The sequence below is a fragment of the Priestia sp. YIM B13489 genome (assembly GCF_042787645.1).
Taxonomy (GTDB): domain Bacteria; phylum Bacillota; class Bacilli; order Bacillales; family Bacillaceae_H; genus Priestia; species Priestia megaterium.
Genome location: NZ_JBHZOQ010000053.1, coordinates 4,557,451 through 4,571,721, shown reverse-complemented (window position 1 = coordinate 4,571,721; position 14,271 = coordinate 4,557,451). Strand labels below are relative to the sequence as shown.

The following is a 14,271-nucleotide window of genomic DNA, read 5'->3' as shown; positions in this document are numbered from 1 at the left end:
GAAGTCTAAGAGAGGGGCTTCTTTTTTTATCTGAATGTTCAAACATAATTTTTCCGCTAGTAACGGAAAAAGGTTGTGTATAAATGTAAGCGCTTTTATTTTAAGATAAAACTATCAACAAAACAGATAGCAAAATAAAAAACGGGGGAATGACAAATGAATATTCTATTATGTTGTGCAGCTGGAATGTCTACAAGTTTACTAGTAACAAAAATGGAAAAAAGCGCTCAGGAGCAAAGCACGGAGTATAAAATTTGGGCGGTTCCTGGTGACTCTGTTCGCAACCATATTGATCAAGCGGATGTACTTTTATTAGGACCTCAAGTGCGTTACCTATTGCCGCAGCTTAAGAAGCTAGGTGAAGAAAAAGGAGTGCCAGTTGACGTTATAAATCCTGTTCACTACGGAACGTGTAATGGGGAACAAGTGTTAAAATTTGCAGTTCAACTAGTTTCAAAATAGGAGTGTGGACTACATGAGCAAATTTAATAGTATGCTTGAAAGCAAAGTAATGCCTATCGCTGGAAAAATGGCGGGTCAACGCCATTTACAAGCACTTCGAGACGGTATTGTTCTGACAATGCCGCTCATTATTATCGGTTCAGTATTTTTAATACTGTCGAATTTACCGATACCAGGTTATAACGACTTTATGGCAGGGATTTTCGGAAAAGAATGGGCAACGAAAATGGCCTATCCAGTTGGAGCTACATTCGATATTATGGCGCTGCTTGCTTGTTTCGGAATAGCCTATCGGTTAGCTGAAAAATACGGAGTAGATGCTTTGTCCGCAGGGGCTATTTCACTGGCTGCTTTTTTACTTGCTACTCCGTATAAAGTGTCCTTTCTCCCAAGTGGAGCCAAAGAAGCTATTTTAGTAGACGGCGGAATTCCAACCGCTTTAATGGGAAGTAAAGGACTCTTTGTAGCAATGATTGTCGCGATTCTCTCTACGGAAATTTACAGATGGTTTATTCAAAAAGACATTATCATCAAGATGCCTGATGGAGTTCCTCCCGCTGTTGGAAAATCGTTTGCTGCTCTTATTCCTGGCTTTACGGTAATAGCATTTATTTGGATTTTACGTTTGTTAGTAGAACAAACGCATTTTGGAAGTCTGCATAATATCGTTGGAGAATTGCTTGGAAAGCCTTTAGGTGTGTTAGGCGGCAGTTTAGGCGGTACGCTAGTTGCCGAACTTGTTATTATGCTCATGTGGTCATGTGGACTTCATGGAGCGAATATTGTCGGTGGAATTATGGCTCCCATTTGGTATGGAGCTATGGATGAAAACCGAATTGCATTTGCTAATCATGAAGCATTACCAAATATTTTTACACAGCAGTTCTTTGATATTTGGATTAATATCGGAGGCAGCGGAGCAACGTTAGCTCTAGTTGTAGCTATGATTTTAAAAGCACGCAGTCAACAAATGAAGCAGCTTGGTAAGTTAGGAATAGGACCAGCTCTTTTTAACATCAATGAGCCAATCATCTTTGGACTTCCGATGGTGATGAATCCAATGATGCTTATTCCGTTTATTATTACCCCTCTTGTGACGGTAGTAGCAACCTATATTGCGATGTCGACAGGACTGGTAGCAAAACCAGCAGGTATTGCGGTTCCTTGGACTATGCCTCCGATTATTTCTGGCTATTTGGCAACAGGAGGGAAATTATCGGGTGCAGTTATGCAAGCTATTAATATCGGAATCTCTGTTTGCATTTATTATCCTTTCTTTAGAATGTGGGATAAACAAAAATTCACTGAAGAAAATGGTATACAGCCTGCAGCTGAAGGGGTACCAAGTGATACAAAGAAAGATATTGTGTGAGGAGGGATAAAGGATGGAAGGCATTCAAGAATATATTTTTAAATTAATCTTACACGGTGGAAACGGCAGAAGTTCAGCAATGGAAGCGATAGCAGCTGCCAAAAGCGGAAATTTTTCGGAAGCACGTGAAAAGCTTACACAAGCTGCAGAAGAATTAAATGCTGCTCATCATATCCAAACGTCGTTAATTCAAGGTGAAATTAGAGGGGAAAGCACAGAAATTTCTCTGCTCATGATTCATGCTCAAGATCATTTAATGAATGCGATGACGGTAAAAGAAATGGCTACTGAATTTGTAGATTTATATGAAGCAATCAAAATTTCCGGGGGGATTACACTATGAAAAAAGGTATTAAGATTGTAACGATTGGCGGAGGTTCAAGCTATACGCCTGAACTAATAGAAGGATTTATTAAACGATACGATGAACTTCCAGTTCGAGAACTGTGGCTAGTAGACGTTGAAGAAGGAAAAGAAAAGCTAGAGATTGTTGGTAATTTGGCAAAACGAATGGTGAAAAAATCAGGTTTGCCAATTAATGTTCATTTAACGTTAGATCGAAGAGAAGCACTAAAAGATGCGGATTTCGTAACGACTCAATTCCGAGTTGGTTTGTTAGATGCACGAGCGAAAGATGAAAGAATACCGCTAAAATACGGGGTGCTTGGTCAAGAAACAAATGGACCGGGCGGATTATTTAAAGGACTTCGCACGATTCCCGTTATTTTAGATATCTGCCGTGACATTGAAGAGTTATGTCCAGAAGCTTGGCTGATTAACTTCACAAATCCTGCAGGCATGGTAACAGAAGCTGTGCTCCGCTATAGTAACATTAAAAAGATTGTAGGACTTTGTAATGTACCAATCGGAATGGAAATGGGGATTGCTAAGCTGCTTGATGTAGATCACTCTCGCATTCGAATTGATTTTGCTGGTTTAAATCACATGGTCTATGGATTAGATGTATATGTAGATGGTGTAAGCGTTAAAGATCAAGTTATTGATTTATTGAGTGATCCAACTAACAGCAGCTTTGTGAAAAATGTAGCGGGACTTGGATGGGAGCCAGAATTTACAAAAGCCCTAAATGCGTTAACGTGTCCATATCACATGTACTATTATAAAACGCGTGAAATGGTAGAAAAAGAGCTCGTTAATTATGAAAAAGGTGAAACGAGAGCAGAAGTCGTAAAACAGTTGGAAAAAGAGCTGTTCGAACTGTATGAAGATCCTAATCTAGACATTAAACCGCCTCAATTAGAACAGCGCGGCGGAGCCTATTATAGTGATGCAGCCGTTCGATTGATTACATCCATTTACACGGATAAAGGTGATATTCAGCCCGTAAATACTATCAATAATGGTGCCATAGCAAGTATTCCTGCTGATTCTGCCGTAGAAGTAAGCTGTATCATTACAAAAGATGGACCGAAGCCAATTTCAGTCGGCGACCTTCCTGTACCTGTGCGAGGTCTTGTTCAAACAATTAAGTCATTTGAGCGTATTGCAGCTGAAGCAGCAGTGACCGGAGATTATGATAAAGCTATTTTAGCATTAACCATTAATCCTCTTGTGGCTTCTGATAAACTAGCTAAGCAAATTGTAGACGAGATGCTAGAAGCTCATAAAGATTACTTGCCTCAATTTTTTAAAACGGTTCAAGCTTAAAATCAAGCTGTGCGAATACAGTACGTATTCGCACAGCTTTTTTTCTATTTGTAAAGCTAGATTTCTGCCACCATCAATGTAACAATATAAAGTAGAAACGGACAGCAAAGGGTGGCTAGAAATGATTCATTTATTAATTATGATGGTAGAACGAGTCGGAGTTATTGTCATCTTAGGTTTTTTGCTGGCACATACAAAAGTTTTTCGGCAATTTCTCCGCAAACAGCAAGGATATAAAGGAAAAGCTGTACTTATTTTTATTTTTTCTCTTTTTAGCATTATTAGTAACTACACGGGAATTGAGATTCAAGGAACAATTATTCGAAATGAAGACTTATTATTAAAAGTAGATCCATCAAGCTCGATTGCAAATACACGAATTATGGGTGTGGAAATGGGCGGTCTGCTTGGCGGTCCATTTGTTGGTTTAGGAGTAGGAATACTTGCTGGCGTTCATCGCTTTATGTTAGGAGGGAGTACGGCGTTTAGCTGTGCAGTTTCATCCGTTTTAGCAGGGGTGTTAACTGGATATATCGGCTATGCCTACCGGAAAAAACATCGAACGATTACACCGCGCTTTGCTGCACTTGTAGGCATAGCGATGGAAACGCTTCAGATGCTGATTATTTTATTATTTGCTAAACCGTTTGATTCGGCATGGACGCTAGTGAGTATTATTGCTATTCCAATGATTATTGTAAATGGCACGGGAAGCTATATTTTCTTATCTATTATTCAGTCCATTTTACGGCAAGAGGAACAAATGAGAGCGCTTCAGACACACAAAGTATTATTAATTGCGGATCAAACTCTTCCACATTTTCGTCAGGGTCTTACTAGTGAATCATGTGAAAATGTTGCAAATATTATTCATCGCTTCACAGGTACGGATGCTGTTTCGCTAACTGATACGCACAAAATTTTAGCTCATGTAGGGGAAGGAATTGATCATCACGTTCCTTCGCATAGTTTAATTACCGGGCTGTCTCACGAAGTGCTGAAGACAGGAAAAATTATGAAAGCAAAATCGAGAGAACAAATTGATTGTCAGCATAAAGATTGCCCGCTTCATGCCGCTATTGTGATGCCGCTTACTTCTCACGGTACTACCATTGGAACACTAAAAATGTACTTTAAAGATGCGAGCGGGTTAAGCCGAGTGGAGGAAGAGCTGGCAGAAGGATTAGCTAAACTTTTTTCAACTCAGCTAGAGCTCGGCGAAGCAGAGCTTCGAAGTAAATTGCTAAAAGATGCGGAGATTAAAGCTTTACAGGCTCAGGTGAATCCTCATTTTTTATTTAATGCTATTAATACGATATCGGCGCTGTGCAGACAGGACGTAGAAAAAGCCAGAAAGCTGCTTTTGCAGCTAAGCATTTATTTTCGTTCCAATTTGCAAGGTGCAAGGCAGCTGTTGATTCCGTTATCAAAAGAGCTTGATCATGTTCACGCGTACTTATCGCTGGAACAAGCCAGGTTCCCTAATAAATACGAAATTGACATGTATATTGAAGAAGGGCTAGATGATGTCTTGCTTCCACCATTTATTCTTCAAGTGCTTGTGGAAAATGCCATTCGGCACGCCTTTCCGCGTAAACAAAAGCACTGTCGCGTAGAAGTTCATATTGAGACAAAAGATAAATATGTATACGTAAAGGTAAAAGACAATGGACAAGGTATAGACACAAAACGATTGCAAAAGCTTGGCAATCAGCCCGTTTTTTCAGAAAAAGGAACGGGGACGGCTCTTTACAATATTAAACAACGTTTGCACGGATTATTTGGAAAAGAAACAACGCTGGAGTTTGACATAACAGAAGGAACAGCGGTTTCGTTTGTTATACCAATTGAATTAAAAAGCGAGGGTGTATAATATGCTGCGAGTACTAATAGTAGATGATGAAATGTTAGCGCGAGATGAATTAAAATATTTATTACATCGAACGAAAGAAGTAGACTTCATTGAAGAAGCTGAAAGTATCGAAGAGGCGTTGGATAAAATGATGGATGAAAAGCCGGATTTATTATTTTTAGATATACAACTGTCAGATGACAGCGGTTTTGATATTGCTAAAAGGCTTAAAAAAATGAAAAATCCGCCAGCTATTATATTTGCAACCGCGTACGATCAGTACGCTTTACAAGCCTTTGAAGTAGATGCAATTGATTACATTTTGAAGCCTTTTGACGAAGAGAGAGTGGTGCAGGCCATTCATAAATATAAAAAAATGCGTGTTCCTCATTCCGCTGTGAAAGAAGAAGAATCGATAGGAGAGTCTTCTTCTCAAACTGGAAAGTTAGCGATTTCTGTAGACGATTCGATTGTGTTGGTGAATATAAAGGACATCTTGTTTGTAGGGTTAATAGAAGGAGAAGTCACCATTCAGACTATAACAGAATCCTACCATACTGCTGATACGCTTGCTATGCTAGAAAAAAAGCTCCCTTCTCAGTCGTTTAGTCGTGTGCACAGGGGATATATCGTCAACGTAGATCATATTTCCGAAGTACAGCCTTGGTTTAATTCTACGTATAATTTAGTAATGAAAAACGATGAGCGAGTTCCTGTCAGCCGTACATATGCTAAAGAATTAAAGAAACGTTTAGGAATTTAAGAAAAAAACAGCTTGCGTATGCATTTTGGCAAGCTGTTTTTTGCATTTCAAGGCTCGATTTTTGTAAGTGAGCACAAATATTTGACTCTTTGATTTGAAAACGCTTTCCTATTGATTTTCATTTTATATAATGAAGTCAACAAACAGAGAGAGGTGAAAGAAATGAGTGCTAAAAAAGTGTATGGCTTCTTAACACAAGCATTTATTTTTTCCGTAATTATGTTGATTTCAGATTTTATTGCAGAGCATTTGCCTTTTCCAATGCCTGCTTCAGTCATTGGACTTGTGCTGTTATTTCTTGCACTCTGCTTGAAGATTATTAAACTAGAGCAAGTTGAATCACTGGGAACGGCTTTAACTTCTTTGATCGGATTTTTATTTGTACCAGCAGGTATTTCTGTTATGAATTCATTAGGTATTATGCAGCAGTACGGCATTCAAATTTGTTTAGTTATCATCGTGGCAACGATTATTTTGTTAGGCGTTACAGGCTTATTTTCACAGCTTATACTTGGCATGACAAAAGATAATAAAGCAAAAGAAGAAATAAAAGATGTAGATATGAGTGAAAAAACGAAAAAACAAGGTATTGCTTAACATCAATTATAAAGAGACAAGGTGGTTGGAAAGATGAATCCGTATTTTGGAATCGTGGTTTCTTTAGCTGCGTACGGCATTGGAACGTATTTATTTAAAAAGTCAAAAGGTTTTTTCTTATTTACTCCTTTATTTGTGGCAATGGTACTAGGAATTGCTTTTTTGAAAATTGGTCATTTTTCTTATGAGGAATATAGCAGCGGCGGGAAGATTATCAGCTTCTTTTTAGAACCGGCAACAATTGCTTTTGCCATCCCTTTATATAAGCAAGCCGATAAATTAAAAAAGTACTGGTGGCAAATTCTTTCTTCTATTGCAGTAGGGTCAGTTTGTTCGGTAGCGATTATTTTTGCGATTGCTAAAGGTATTCATATGGATGAAGTTGTGATGAAATCAATGCTTCCACAAGCAGCTACAACAGCGATTGCGCTGCCATTGTCTCAAGATATTGGAGGGATTCCTGCTATTACTTCCTTTGCTGTTATTTTTAATGCAGTCATCGTATATGCGCTGGGCGCTTTATTTTTAAAAATATTCAAGGTGAAGAATCCAATTTCAAAAGGATTAGCTCTTGGAACTTCTGGACATGCGCTGGGAGTAGCCGTAGGGATTGAAATGGGAGAAGTAGAGGCAGCCATGGCAAGTATTGCAGTTGTTATTGTAGGCGTCGTCACAGTTGCCGTTATTCCACTTTTTGTTCAGCTAGTCATGTAACAAAAGCCTGAAGGAGTCAGAGATTTTCTGACTCCTTCAGGCTTTTGTTTGTTAATTAATACACCACTCCAAAATGTCGTGATGCGCAGTTTTGACAGGTTGTATGGTCAAAAAGACTCTCAGGAATGATAAATTCAAAACAAAATTGACATTGTTTGAATTGACTTTGTCTATAAAACATTGTCTCTAAGAAAATAGCTGTAATATGTTCAGTTATGTGCTTATGGGAACGTTGTTCTAAAGTGGACCATGGAATAGACTGATGCTCTATGTAAATCGGACAGGAAGTATAGGGTGTATCCCATTGAATGGCTTGATATCCAAACGTAAGGCCATGATGAGCTGCTGATGTAAATATGATTAGATTTTGATGGAATTCTGGCAGAGGTAATTCTAGTTTTTGATCTTTAAGCGATCTCGTTTTGGAATGAAGGTTATACAATTTAATTTGAAAATGAATCCACTGAGTGGCGTGAACGGTTATTGACATGTTTTAAACCTCCAATTCAGACTCTTTCTTTTATCATAATTGATTTCAAAATAAATAAATAGTAGGCAAAAAGAAGATAACAAAATTTTATATAGATTACTTATAAGGCGTAGGGAAAGGTGATATAAGCATAGCATCCTTTTTTCTACCCCTTTTTAAAGCATATTAATCTTCTATATAAAAGCTTGCTTTCAACGAATGGTATCGGCGTATTCATACGCTTTAAACAGATTTTAATGTTAGAAGTTATAACAAGGTTCATTTCTTTTAGAGAAGTTTATGGAATAATAAAAACTGTATATTTTACGGTCTGAATCTATGTGTTGGAGGTTTTTATATGACGAAACAAAAGCTGATATTAATCGGAAATGGAATGGCAGGAATGCGCTGTATTGAAGAAATTCTTATTCATTCTCCAGATGGTTTTGATATTACTGTTTTTGGAAGTGAGCCTCACGTTAACTATAATCGAATTTTATTATCAACCGTTTTACAAGGCAGTACAAAGCTTGAAGATATCAATATTCATTCTTTCGCATGGTATAAGGAAAATAATATCACTTTATTTAAAGGAGAAAGCGTTACGCACATAGACACTAAGAGAAAAATAATAAAAACAGATAAAAACAGAGAGACGATGTACGACAAGCTTATTCTTGCTACTGGCTCGAGCCCGTATATGCTCCCCGTTAAAGGGTCTGACAAAGAAGGTGTCCTCGGTTTTCGTACCATCGAAGACTGTCAGGAAATGATTAAAATTTCTAAACAATATAAAAAAGCAGCGGTTATTGGAGGGGGTCTGTTAGGGCTGGAAGCTGCTAGGGGACTATTAAATTTGGGAATGGATGTTCAAGTCATTCATCATTCGGGTTTCTTAATGGAGCGACAGTTAGACAGAGCAGCATCTGCTATGTTAAGAGAAGAATTGGAAAAGCAAGGCATGAGTTTTCTATTAAACAAACATACGGATGAGATTATAGGGGAAAATCGAGCAGAAGGCGTCCGATTTAACGATAGCAGCAAAATTGCAGCTGATTTAGTTGTAATGGCTACAGGAGTGAGGCCAAATGTTAATCTAGCTAAAAAAAGCGGAATAGAAACAAATAGAGCAATCATCGTAAATGATTATTTAGAAACGAGCATCCCGGATATCTATGCAGTAGGTGAATGCGCGGAACATCGAGGGATGACATACGGCCTTGTTGCTCCTCTTTACGAACAAGGAAAAGTCTTAGCGCGACATCTTTGCCAAATAAAAAACGATGGTTATCGCGGGTCCGTTCTTTCCACTCAATTAAAAATATCAGGAATAGACGTTTACTCAGTCGGAGAGTTCAAGGAAAATCAAGGTGCAAAAGCCATTACGATTTTGAATATGTTAGATGGTATATACAAAAAAGTCGTTTTTCGCGAGGGGAAAATAGTGGGAGCTGTTCTTTTTGGAGATACCAGTGAGGCTATAAAGCTATCACAAATGATTAATGAAAAAAAGGATTTGTCGCAAGCGGAAAAAGTACAATTATTTCCTTCTCAACATGAAAAAGAAAATGCAGTAGCTTCTATGCCACTTACAGATATGGTATGCAACTGTAATGGTGTAACAAAGGGAGCCATTATTGAAGCAGTACAGAAAAATGATTTAACGACAGTAGATGAAATAAAAAATTGCACGAAAGCTTCTGGTTCATGCGGAGGATGCAAACCCCTTGTAACAGATCTTTTAACATATATTCAAAGCGATGAGTTTGATGAAATCATTGAACAAAAAACCTTTTGTACATGTACACATTTATCAGAAGATGAGCTGGTAAGAGAAATGCAGCAATATCAATTTGAGACGGTTCAGCAAGTAAGAGAAATATTAAAGTTTAAAGACATGAAAGGCTGTTCGTTATGTGAAGGCGGTCTTCATTACTATTTAGATATGATGCATCCTCATTATGAAAACAATCGACATTCTTTATTTACTACGGAGACTGAACAGGCCGTTTTGCTTCACGATGGGACTTATGCAGTGGTACCGCAAATTCACGGTGGTCTGACAAATGTACAGGAATTAAGGAACATAGCAAATGTAGCTGAAAGGTACAACATCTCTAATATTCGTTTAACAAGTGATCAGCGCATTCAACTTATTGGAGTGAAAAAAGAATATCTTCCGTTGATAAGTGAGGAAATAGATAGAGGACTTCAGCAGCTATATGAACGTACAGTTAAAAATGTATCTGTTTATATAGGAAAAGGAACGTGTATTTGTCAGCATGAACCTGCTCTTGCTTTATCAAATGAATTAGATAAACAGCTTGAATATGTAAAGACCCCATGTGATATCAAAATCAGTATTGCTTCGTGTTCTCACATTGCAGAGAATGTAACAACAAGTGATATAGGATTAAGAAGAATAGACAGAGGATGGGAAATATATGTCGGCGGAAGCAGCGCAGAAGCCAGAAGCGGGGAGCTGTTTTATGTGGCCGAAACGAACGAAGAAGCAGTAGAAATCAGCTGTTCTTTGATTCAATATTACCGTGAAACAGGAAACTATTTAGAAACTGTCGGGAGCTGGATCGAACGAGTAGGAATTGTTCATGTCAGAGAAGTTTTGTTTGAGATAGACAATCGAGAGTATTTAATGAAGCAGCTCAGTTCAGAGCGCTCTCGTGCAATCACATATTTATTATAGGAAAGAAGGGTGACCTACGATGACTGAGATGCTATTGAAATATTTTCGTGAGCAGCAAAAGCAAGTTGAAACCGAGCGTATCTATAATACTCAGTGTCCTTACTGCAGCATGCAGTGCAAAATGCAGTTAGTTGAACAAACACATGTAAAAAGGAAAACGTATAAAACAATTGGAACAGATAACCCTACTTCTCAAGGAAGGTTATGTATCAAAGGAATGAATGCGCATCAGCATCCTTTGCATAAAGATCGGATTCAATATCCTTTATTAAAAGTAAACGGAGAGTTTGTAAAGATTTCTTGGAAAGAAGCTCTTCACTATATTAAAGAAAACGTTACAGAGATTCAAGAGAAGAATGGAGCAGATGCGCTAGGTGTTTATGGAAGTGCCTCTATTACAAATGAAGAAGCTTATTTATTAGGGAAATTTGCTCGAGTTGCGTTAAAAACAAAGTATATTGATTACAATGGACGCTTATGTATGTCGGCTGCTGCTTCTGCTGCTAGTAAAACATTTGGCATGGACAGAGGATTTACGAATAGCTTGCAAGAGATTCCGTTTACTGAATGTATTATGTTAGCTGGAACAAATATTGCGGAATGTCAGCCAACGATTATGCCTTATTTTGAGAAAGCAAAAGAAAATGGAGCATTTATTATTGCAATTGATCCAAGAGAAACCGCTACAACTAAAATAGCTGATTTACACTTGAAACTTAAGCCGGGAAGCGACGCGGCATTAGCCAATGGAATCTTGAAGGTCCTTATCGAAGAAAATTATCTAGATGAACGATTTCTACAAGAACGTGTAAATGGATTTGAAGAAGTAATTCAATATGTGGCGTCTCTAGAATTTAATATCATTGAAGAAATAACGGGAGTGCCACTTGAAGAGATGTACCAAGCTGCCCGTATGTTTGGTCAAAGAAAAACGGGAATGATTTTTACTGCTAGAGGGGTAGAGCAGCAAACAGACGGAAGTGCTGCGGTGCGGAATTTTTTAAATATTCTACTTTCTGTTGGGAAAATTGGTAAACCTCGCTGCGGATATGGGGCCATTACTGGTCAAGGAAATGGGCAAGGAGCCCGGGAGCATGGTCAAAAAGCGGATCAGCTTCCAGGCTACCGTTCAATCGAAAATCGTGAGCACCGGATGTATATAGCGGATGTGTGGAACATAGAGGAGAAAGACCTTCCTAGAAAAGGTGTTTCTGCATATGAGATGATTGAAAAAATTCATGATGGTGAAATTAAAGGGTTGTTTTTGATGTGTTCAAATCCAACAGTTTCAAATCCAAACGCTAATTTTGTTAAGAAGGCTTTTGAAAAGCTTGATTTTCTAGTAGTAGCAGATATGTTTGAATCAGAAACAGCAAAATTAGCAAACTTGATCTTACCAGCATCTTCCTACTTGGAAGATGAAGGAACCATGACAAATGTAGAGGGAAGAGTTACATTACGCGAAGCTAGCTTTCCATGCCGCGGCGAAATCAAACACGACTGGGAAATACTGTGTGAAATTGCTAAAGTTTTAGGGAAAGAGGAACATTTTTCGTTTGCATCAGCTGAAGAAATATTTAATGAACTGCGAATAGCAAGTAAAGGAGGGATCGCGGATTACTCTGGTATTACGTACGAACGATTACGAGAGGAAAAAGGAATTTTATGGCCATGCAGAAGCTTAACAGATAAAGGAACCGAGCGCCTGTTTGAAACGCGTTTTGCTCATAGTGATGGAAAAGCGATGATGGTCGCTGTCTCGAATCAAGCTATTGTACCTAAAGCAAAAATAACGGAAAAATACCCTCTCTATTTAACAACGGGGAGAGTGATGTCGCACTATTTAACGGGTGTACAAACGCGAAAAAGTGCGTCTTTATCTGCTAGAAATTTCGAATCTTTTATGGAAATCCACCCTTCAACAGCGAAAAAATATGAAATTTCGAATCAAGAATTAGTACAAATTGAATCTTCATATGGAAGGATTGTGGTAAGAAGCAAATTTTCAGAGGGCATTCGGCCAGATACCGTATTTGTTCCCTTTCACTGGGCGGATTCTCAAAATGTTAATAACCTTGTTTCTGAGAAATTAGATCCCTCCTGTAAGATGCCGGGGTTTAAAGTAAGTGCTGTGAAGATTAGCCCTTCTGTAAAAAGAAGCAGCTATTAAAAATGCTGATGCAAAAAGCCTCTTGAAAAAAGAGGCTTTTTGCATGGAATCAGGCAAGGTGCTTTTGGTTAATACGTACATTTTGGTTTTTGAATCCAGAATAATTTAGTAAGAGACAGAATAGGGCAAAAAGCGCTAGTAAGGAAAAACCGACAACGTAGTCTCCGCTTGTATCTTTTATAAAGCCTAGCACAATAGGGGGAAAGAAGCCGCCTACTCCTCCGAATGCTCCTACGATCCCGGTAACAGCTCCAATATTTCCTGTTGAAACAGATGGAACCATTTTAAAAACAGCTCCATTTCCGATACCAAGAGTAATGGCTGCAAGTAAACAACCTACGCTAAATAGGGAGAAGGCAGTGGTGGTAAATGCAATAAATAACCCTATTAGTAGCATTCCGGTAAAGACGAAGGTGAGTACTTTTTTTGCTCCGAAGACATCCGATAAATATCCTCCAAGAGGCCGTACAAACGTTGCTAGTACGACAAATACAGCTGTTTTCAGCCCACTGTCTACAGTTGAAGCATTAAATTGATCATGCAAAATGGTAGGAAGATAGATGCTGAACGTTACAAATCCACCAAATGTTAAAAAATAGAAAATGGATAAAAACCACGTTTCTTTAAATTTTAATACCGATAAAGATTCCTGCAGCGTTTTGGGGGAAGCAGCAGAAGGGTGGTCTGAAGTTCCTATCCATAATAAAAGAGCCATTAAGGCTACCGCAATTGCTAAACTCCAAAATACCCAAGGCAAGCCAAAAGAAGAAAAGATAAGTGGAATACTAAAGCTTGCTACCGCCGATCCTAAGTTGCCCATCCCGGCAATTCCCAAAATAAAACCTTGCTTTTGAGGTGAATACCATTTAGAGACATATGTAATGGAAATAGCAAATGTTGTTCCAGCCATGCCGATAAAAAATGCCCAAAAGAGCAGCATAGAATAAGAATGAGTAAAGCCTGCACAAATAGTAGGGAGTAAAAGAGCCAGCATAGTCAAAGAATAGACTTTTCTTCCCCCGAAGCGATCTGTTAAAATCCCCATCGGAATTCGCATGAGGGAACCTAATAAGACGGGAGTGGCAATTAAGATACTTTTTTCAGCATTGGTTAATGAATACATTACTTGAATATCTGCAGCGATAGGTGCGAAGACAGACCATACTGAAAAAGCAATAATCATAGATAAAGTCGAGATGAGAAGTACAGATAAGGGCCGTTTAGAAAACATTACTTAAAAACCTCCTTTTTTATATCCAGCGTAAAGCTGTTGCAATATGGTAATTATGATACTACGCTTTCTTTCTTATGTATCATTCTGTGTTAGGTTTTCTTCCGTACTTTTACTGAAGAACGGACCCAGATAAAAGTGGAGAGATAACTTAGACTTACACTCTATCTAAGTGCTGATGAAGAAACGGTTAAAAAGCTTTGAAAGAACAGTAAGTAGAAATATTGTCGAAAGAATGGAAGGAAAATTGAAATTAGAAGAGATTAATA

12 protein-coding genes are annotated in these 14,271 nt (G+C 38.3%); 10 read left to right on the top strand and 2 right to left on the bottom strand.

Features of this window, described 5'->3' with window-relative positions; genetic code table 11:
• The first annotated feature begins 156 nt into the window (after positions 1-156).
• The 8 genes from ACFX4W_RS29325 to lrgB all read left to right on the top strand — a co-directional run bounded on the left by ACFX4W_RS29325 (position 157) and on the right by lrgB (position 7,428).
• Positions 157-462: a PTS sugar transporter subunit IIB gene (locus tag ACFX4W_RS29325; protein WP_013055477.1), complete on the top strand. Its 306-nt coding sequence runs from the start codon at positions 157-159 to the stop codon at positions 460-462.
• Between the two features lie 13 nt (positions 463-475).
• Entirely contained in the window at positions 476-1,834 is a 1,359-nt protein-coding gene (gene celB / locus ACFX4W_RS29320; protein ID WP_013055478.1) for a PTS cellobiose transporter subunit IIC, read from the top strand.
• Positions 1,835-1,847: 13 nt separating this feature from the next.
• Positions 1,848-2,177 carry a PTS lactose/cellobiose transporter subunit IIA gene (locus tag ACFX4W_RS29315; protein ID WP_025749845.1) on the top strand — a complete coding sequence of 110 codons (330 nt, stop codon included), beginning with the start codon at positions 1,848-1,850 and terminating at the stop codon, positions 2,175-2,177.
• Positions 2,174-3,502: a 6-phospho-beta-glucosidase gene (locus ACFX4W_RS29310; protein ID WP_043980400.1), complete on the top strand. Its 1,329-nt coding sequence runs from the start codon at positions 2,174-2,176 to the stop codon at positions 3,500-3,502. The genes ACFX4W_RS29315 and ACFX4W_RS29310 overlap by 4 nt, the downstream gene beginning before the upstream one ends.
• A gap of 121 nt (positions 3,503-3,623) precedes the next feature.
• Positions 3,624-5,375: a sensor histidine kinase gene (locus ACFX4W_RS29305; RefSeq protein WP_043980398.1), complete on the top strand. Its 1,752-nt coding sequence runs from the start codon at positions 3,624-3,626 to the stop codon at positions 5,373-5,375.
• A gap of 1 nt (position 5,376) precedes the next feature.
• Positions 5,377-6,117: a LytR/AlgR family response regulator transcription factor gene (locus ACFX4W_RS29300; RefSeq protein WP_043980396.1), complete on the top strand. Its 741-nt coding sequence runs from the start codon at positions 5,377-5,379 to the stop codon at positions 6,115-6,117.
• A 162-nt stretch (positions 6,118-6,279) separates the two neighbouring features.
• Positions 6,280-6,714: an antiholin-like murein hydrolase modulator LrgA gene (gene lrgA / locus ACFX4W_RS29295; protein WP_034654275.1), complete on the top strand. Its 435-nt coding sequence runs from the start codon at positions 6,280-6,282 to the stop codon at positions 6,712-6,714.
• A gap of 33 nt (positions 6,715-6,747) precedes the next feature.
• Entirely contained in the window at positions 6,748-7,428 is a 681-nt protein-coding gene (lrgB, locus tag ACFX4W_RS29290; protein WP_025749840.1) for an antiholin-like protein LrgB, read from the top strand.
• A 55-nt stretch (positions 7,429-7,483) separates the two neighbouring features.
• Here lrgB and ACFX4W_RS29285 read toward each other — a convergent pair whose 3' ends face one another.
• Entirely contained in the window at positions 7,484-7,918 is a 435-nt protein-coding gene (locus ACFX4W_RS29285; protein ID WP_016763097.1) for a hypothetical protein, read from the bottom strand.
• A gap of 337 nt (positions 7,919-8,255) precedes the next feature.
• Here ACFX4W_RS29285 and nirB point away from each other — a divergent pair, with 337 nt between their 5' ends.
• Together nirB and nasC are read left to right on the top strand one after the other, a co-directional pair.
• Positions 8,256-10,601, top strand: a complete 2,346-nt coding sequence (gene nirB, locus ACFX4W_RS29280) for a nitrite reductase large subunit NirB (protein ID WP_043980390.1) — start codon at positions 8,256-8,258, stop codon at positions 10,599-10,601.
• A 19-nt stretch (positions 10,602-10,620) separates the two neighbouring features.
• The gene (gene nasC, locus ACFX4W_RS29275) at positions 10,621-12,771 is read left to right on the top strand and encodes an assimilatory nitrate reductase catalytic subunit NasC (protein ID WP_043980388.1); all 2,151 of its coding nucleotides are present in this window, start codon (positions 10,621-10,623) and stop codon (positions 12,769-12,771) included.
• A 49-nt stretch (positions 12,772-12,820) separates the two neighbouring features.
• Here the strand turns inward: nasC and ACFX4W_RS29270 are convergent, their stop codons facing one another.
• The gene (locus tag ACFX4W_RS29270) at positions 12,821-14,002 is read right to left on the bottom strand and encodes an MFS transporter (protein ID WP_377560477.1); all 1,182 of its coding nucleotides are present in this window, start codon (positions 14,000-14,002) and stop codon (positions 12,821-12,823) included.
• Positions 14,003-14,271 lie beyond the last annotated feature (269 nt).

Excerpts from the sequence above, each read along its gene's own strand:
- ACFX4W_RS29325 (WP_013055477.1), top strand. The coding sequence starts at position 157 with ATGAATATTCTATTATGTTGTGCAGCTGGAATGTCTACAAGTTTACTA.
- celB (WP_013055478.1), top strand. The coding sequence starts at position 476 with ATGAGCAAATTTAATAGTATGCTTGAAAGCAAAGTAATGCCTATCGCT.
- ACFX4W_RS29315 (WP_025749845.1), top strand. The coding sequence starts at position 1,848 with ATGGAAGGCATTCAAGAATATATTTTTAAATTAATCTTACACGGTGGA.
- ACFX4W_RS29310 (WP_043980400.1), top strand. The coding sequence starts at position 2,174 with ATGAAAAAAGGTATTAAGATTGTAACGATTGGCGGAGGTTCAAGCTAT.
- ACFX4W_RS29305 (WP_043980398.1), top strand. The coding sequence starts at position 3,624 with ATGATTCATTTATTAATTATGATGGTAGAACGAGTCGGAGTTATTGTC.
- ACFX4W_RS29300 (WP_043980396.1), top strand. The coding sequence starts at position 5,377 with ATGCTGCGAGTACTAATAGTAGATGATGAAATGTTAGCGCGAGATGAA.
- lrgA (WP_034654275.1), top strand. The coding sequence starts at position 6,280 with ATGAGTGCTAAAAAAGTGTATGGCTTCTTAACACAAGCATTTATTTTT.
- lrgB (WP_025749840.1), top strand. The coding sequence starts at position 6,748 with ATGAATCCGTATTTTGGAATCGTGGTTTCTTTAGCTGCGTACGGCATT.
- ACFX4W_RS29285 (WP_016763097.1), bottom strand. The coding sequence starts at position 7,918 with ATGTCAATAACCGTTCACGCCACTCAGTGGATTCATTTTCAAATTAAA.
- nirB (WP_043980390.1), top strand. The coding sequence starts at position 8,256 with ATGACGAAACAAAAGCTGATATTAATCGGAAATGGAATGGCAGGAATG.
- nasC (WP_043980388.1), top strand. The coding sequence starts at position 10,621 with ATGACTGAGATGCTATTGAAATATTTTCGTGAGCAGCAAAAGCAAGTT.
- ACFX4W_RS29270 (WP_377560477.1), bottom strand. The coding sequence starts at position 14,002 with ATGTTTTCTAAACGGCCCTTATCTGTACTTCTCATCTCGACTTTATCT.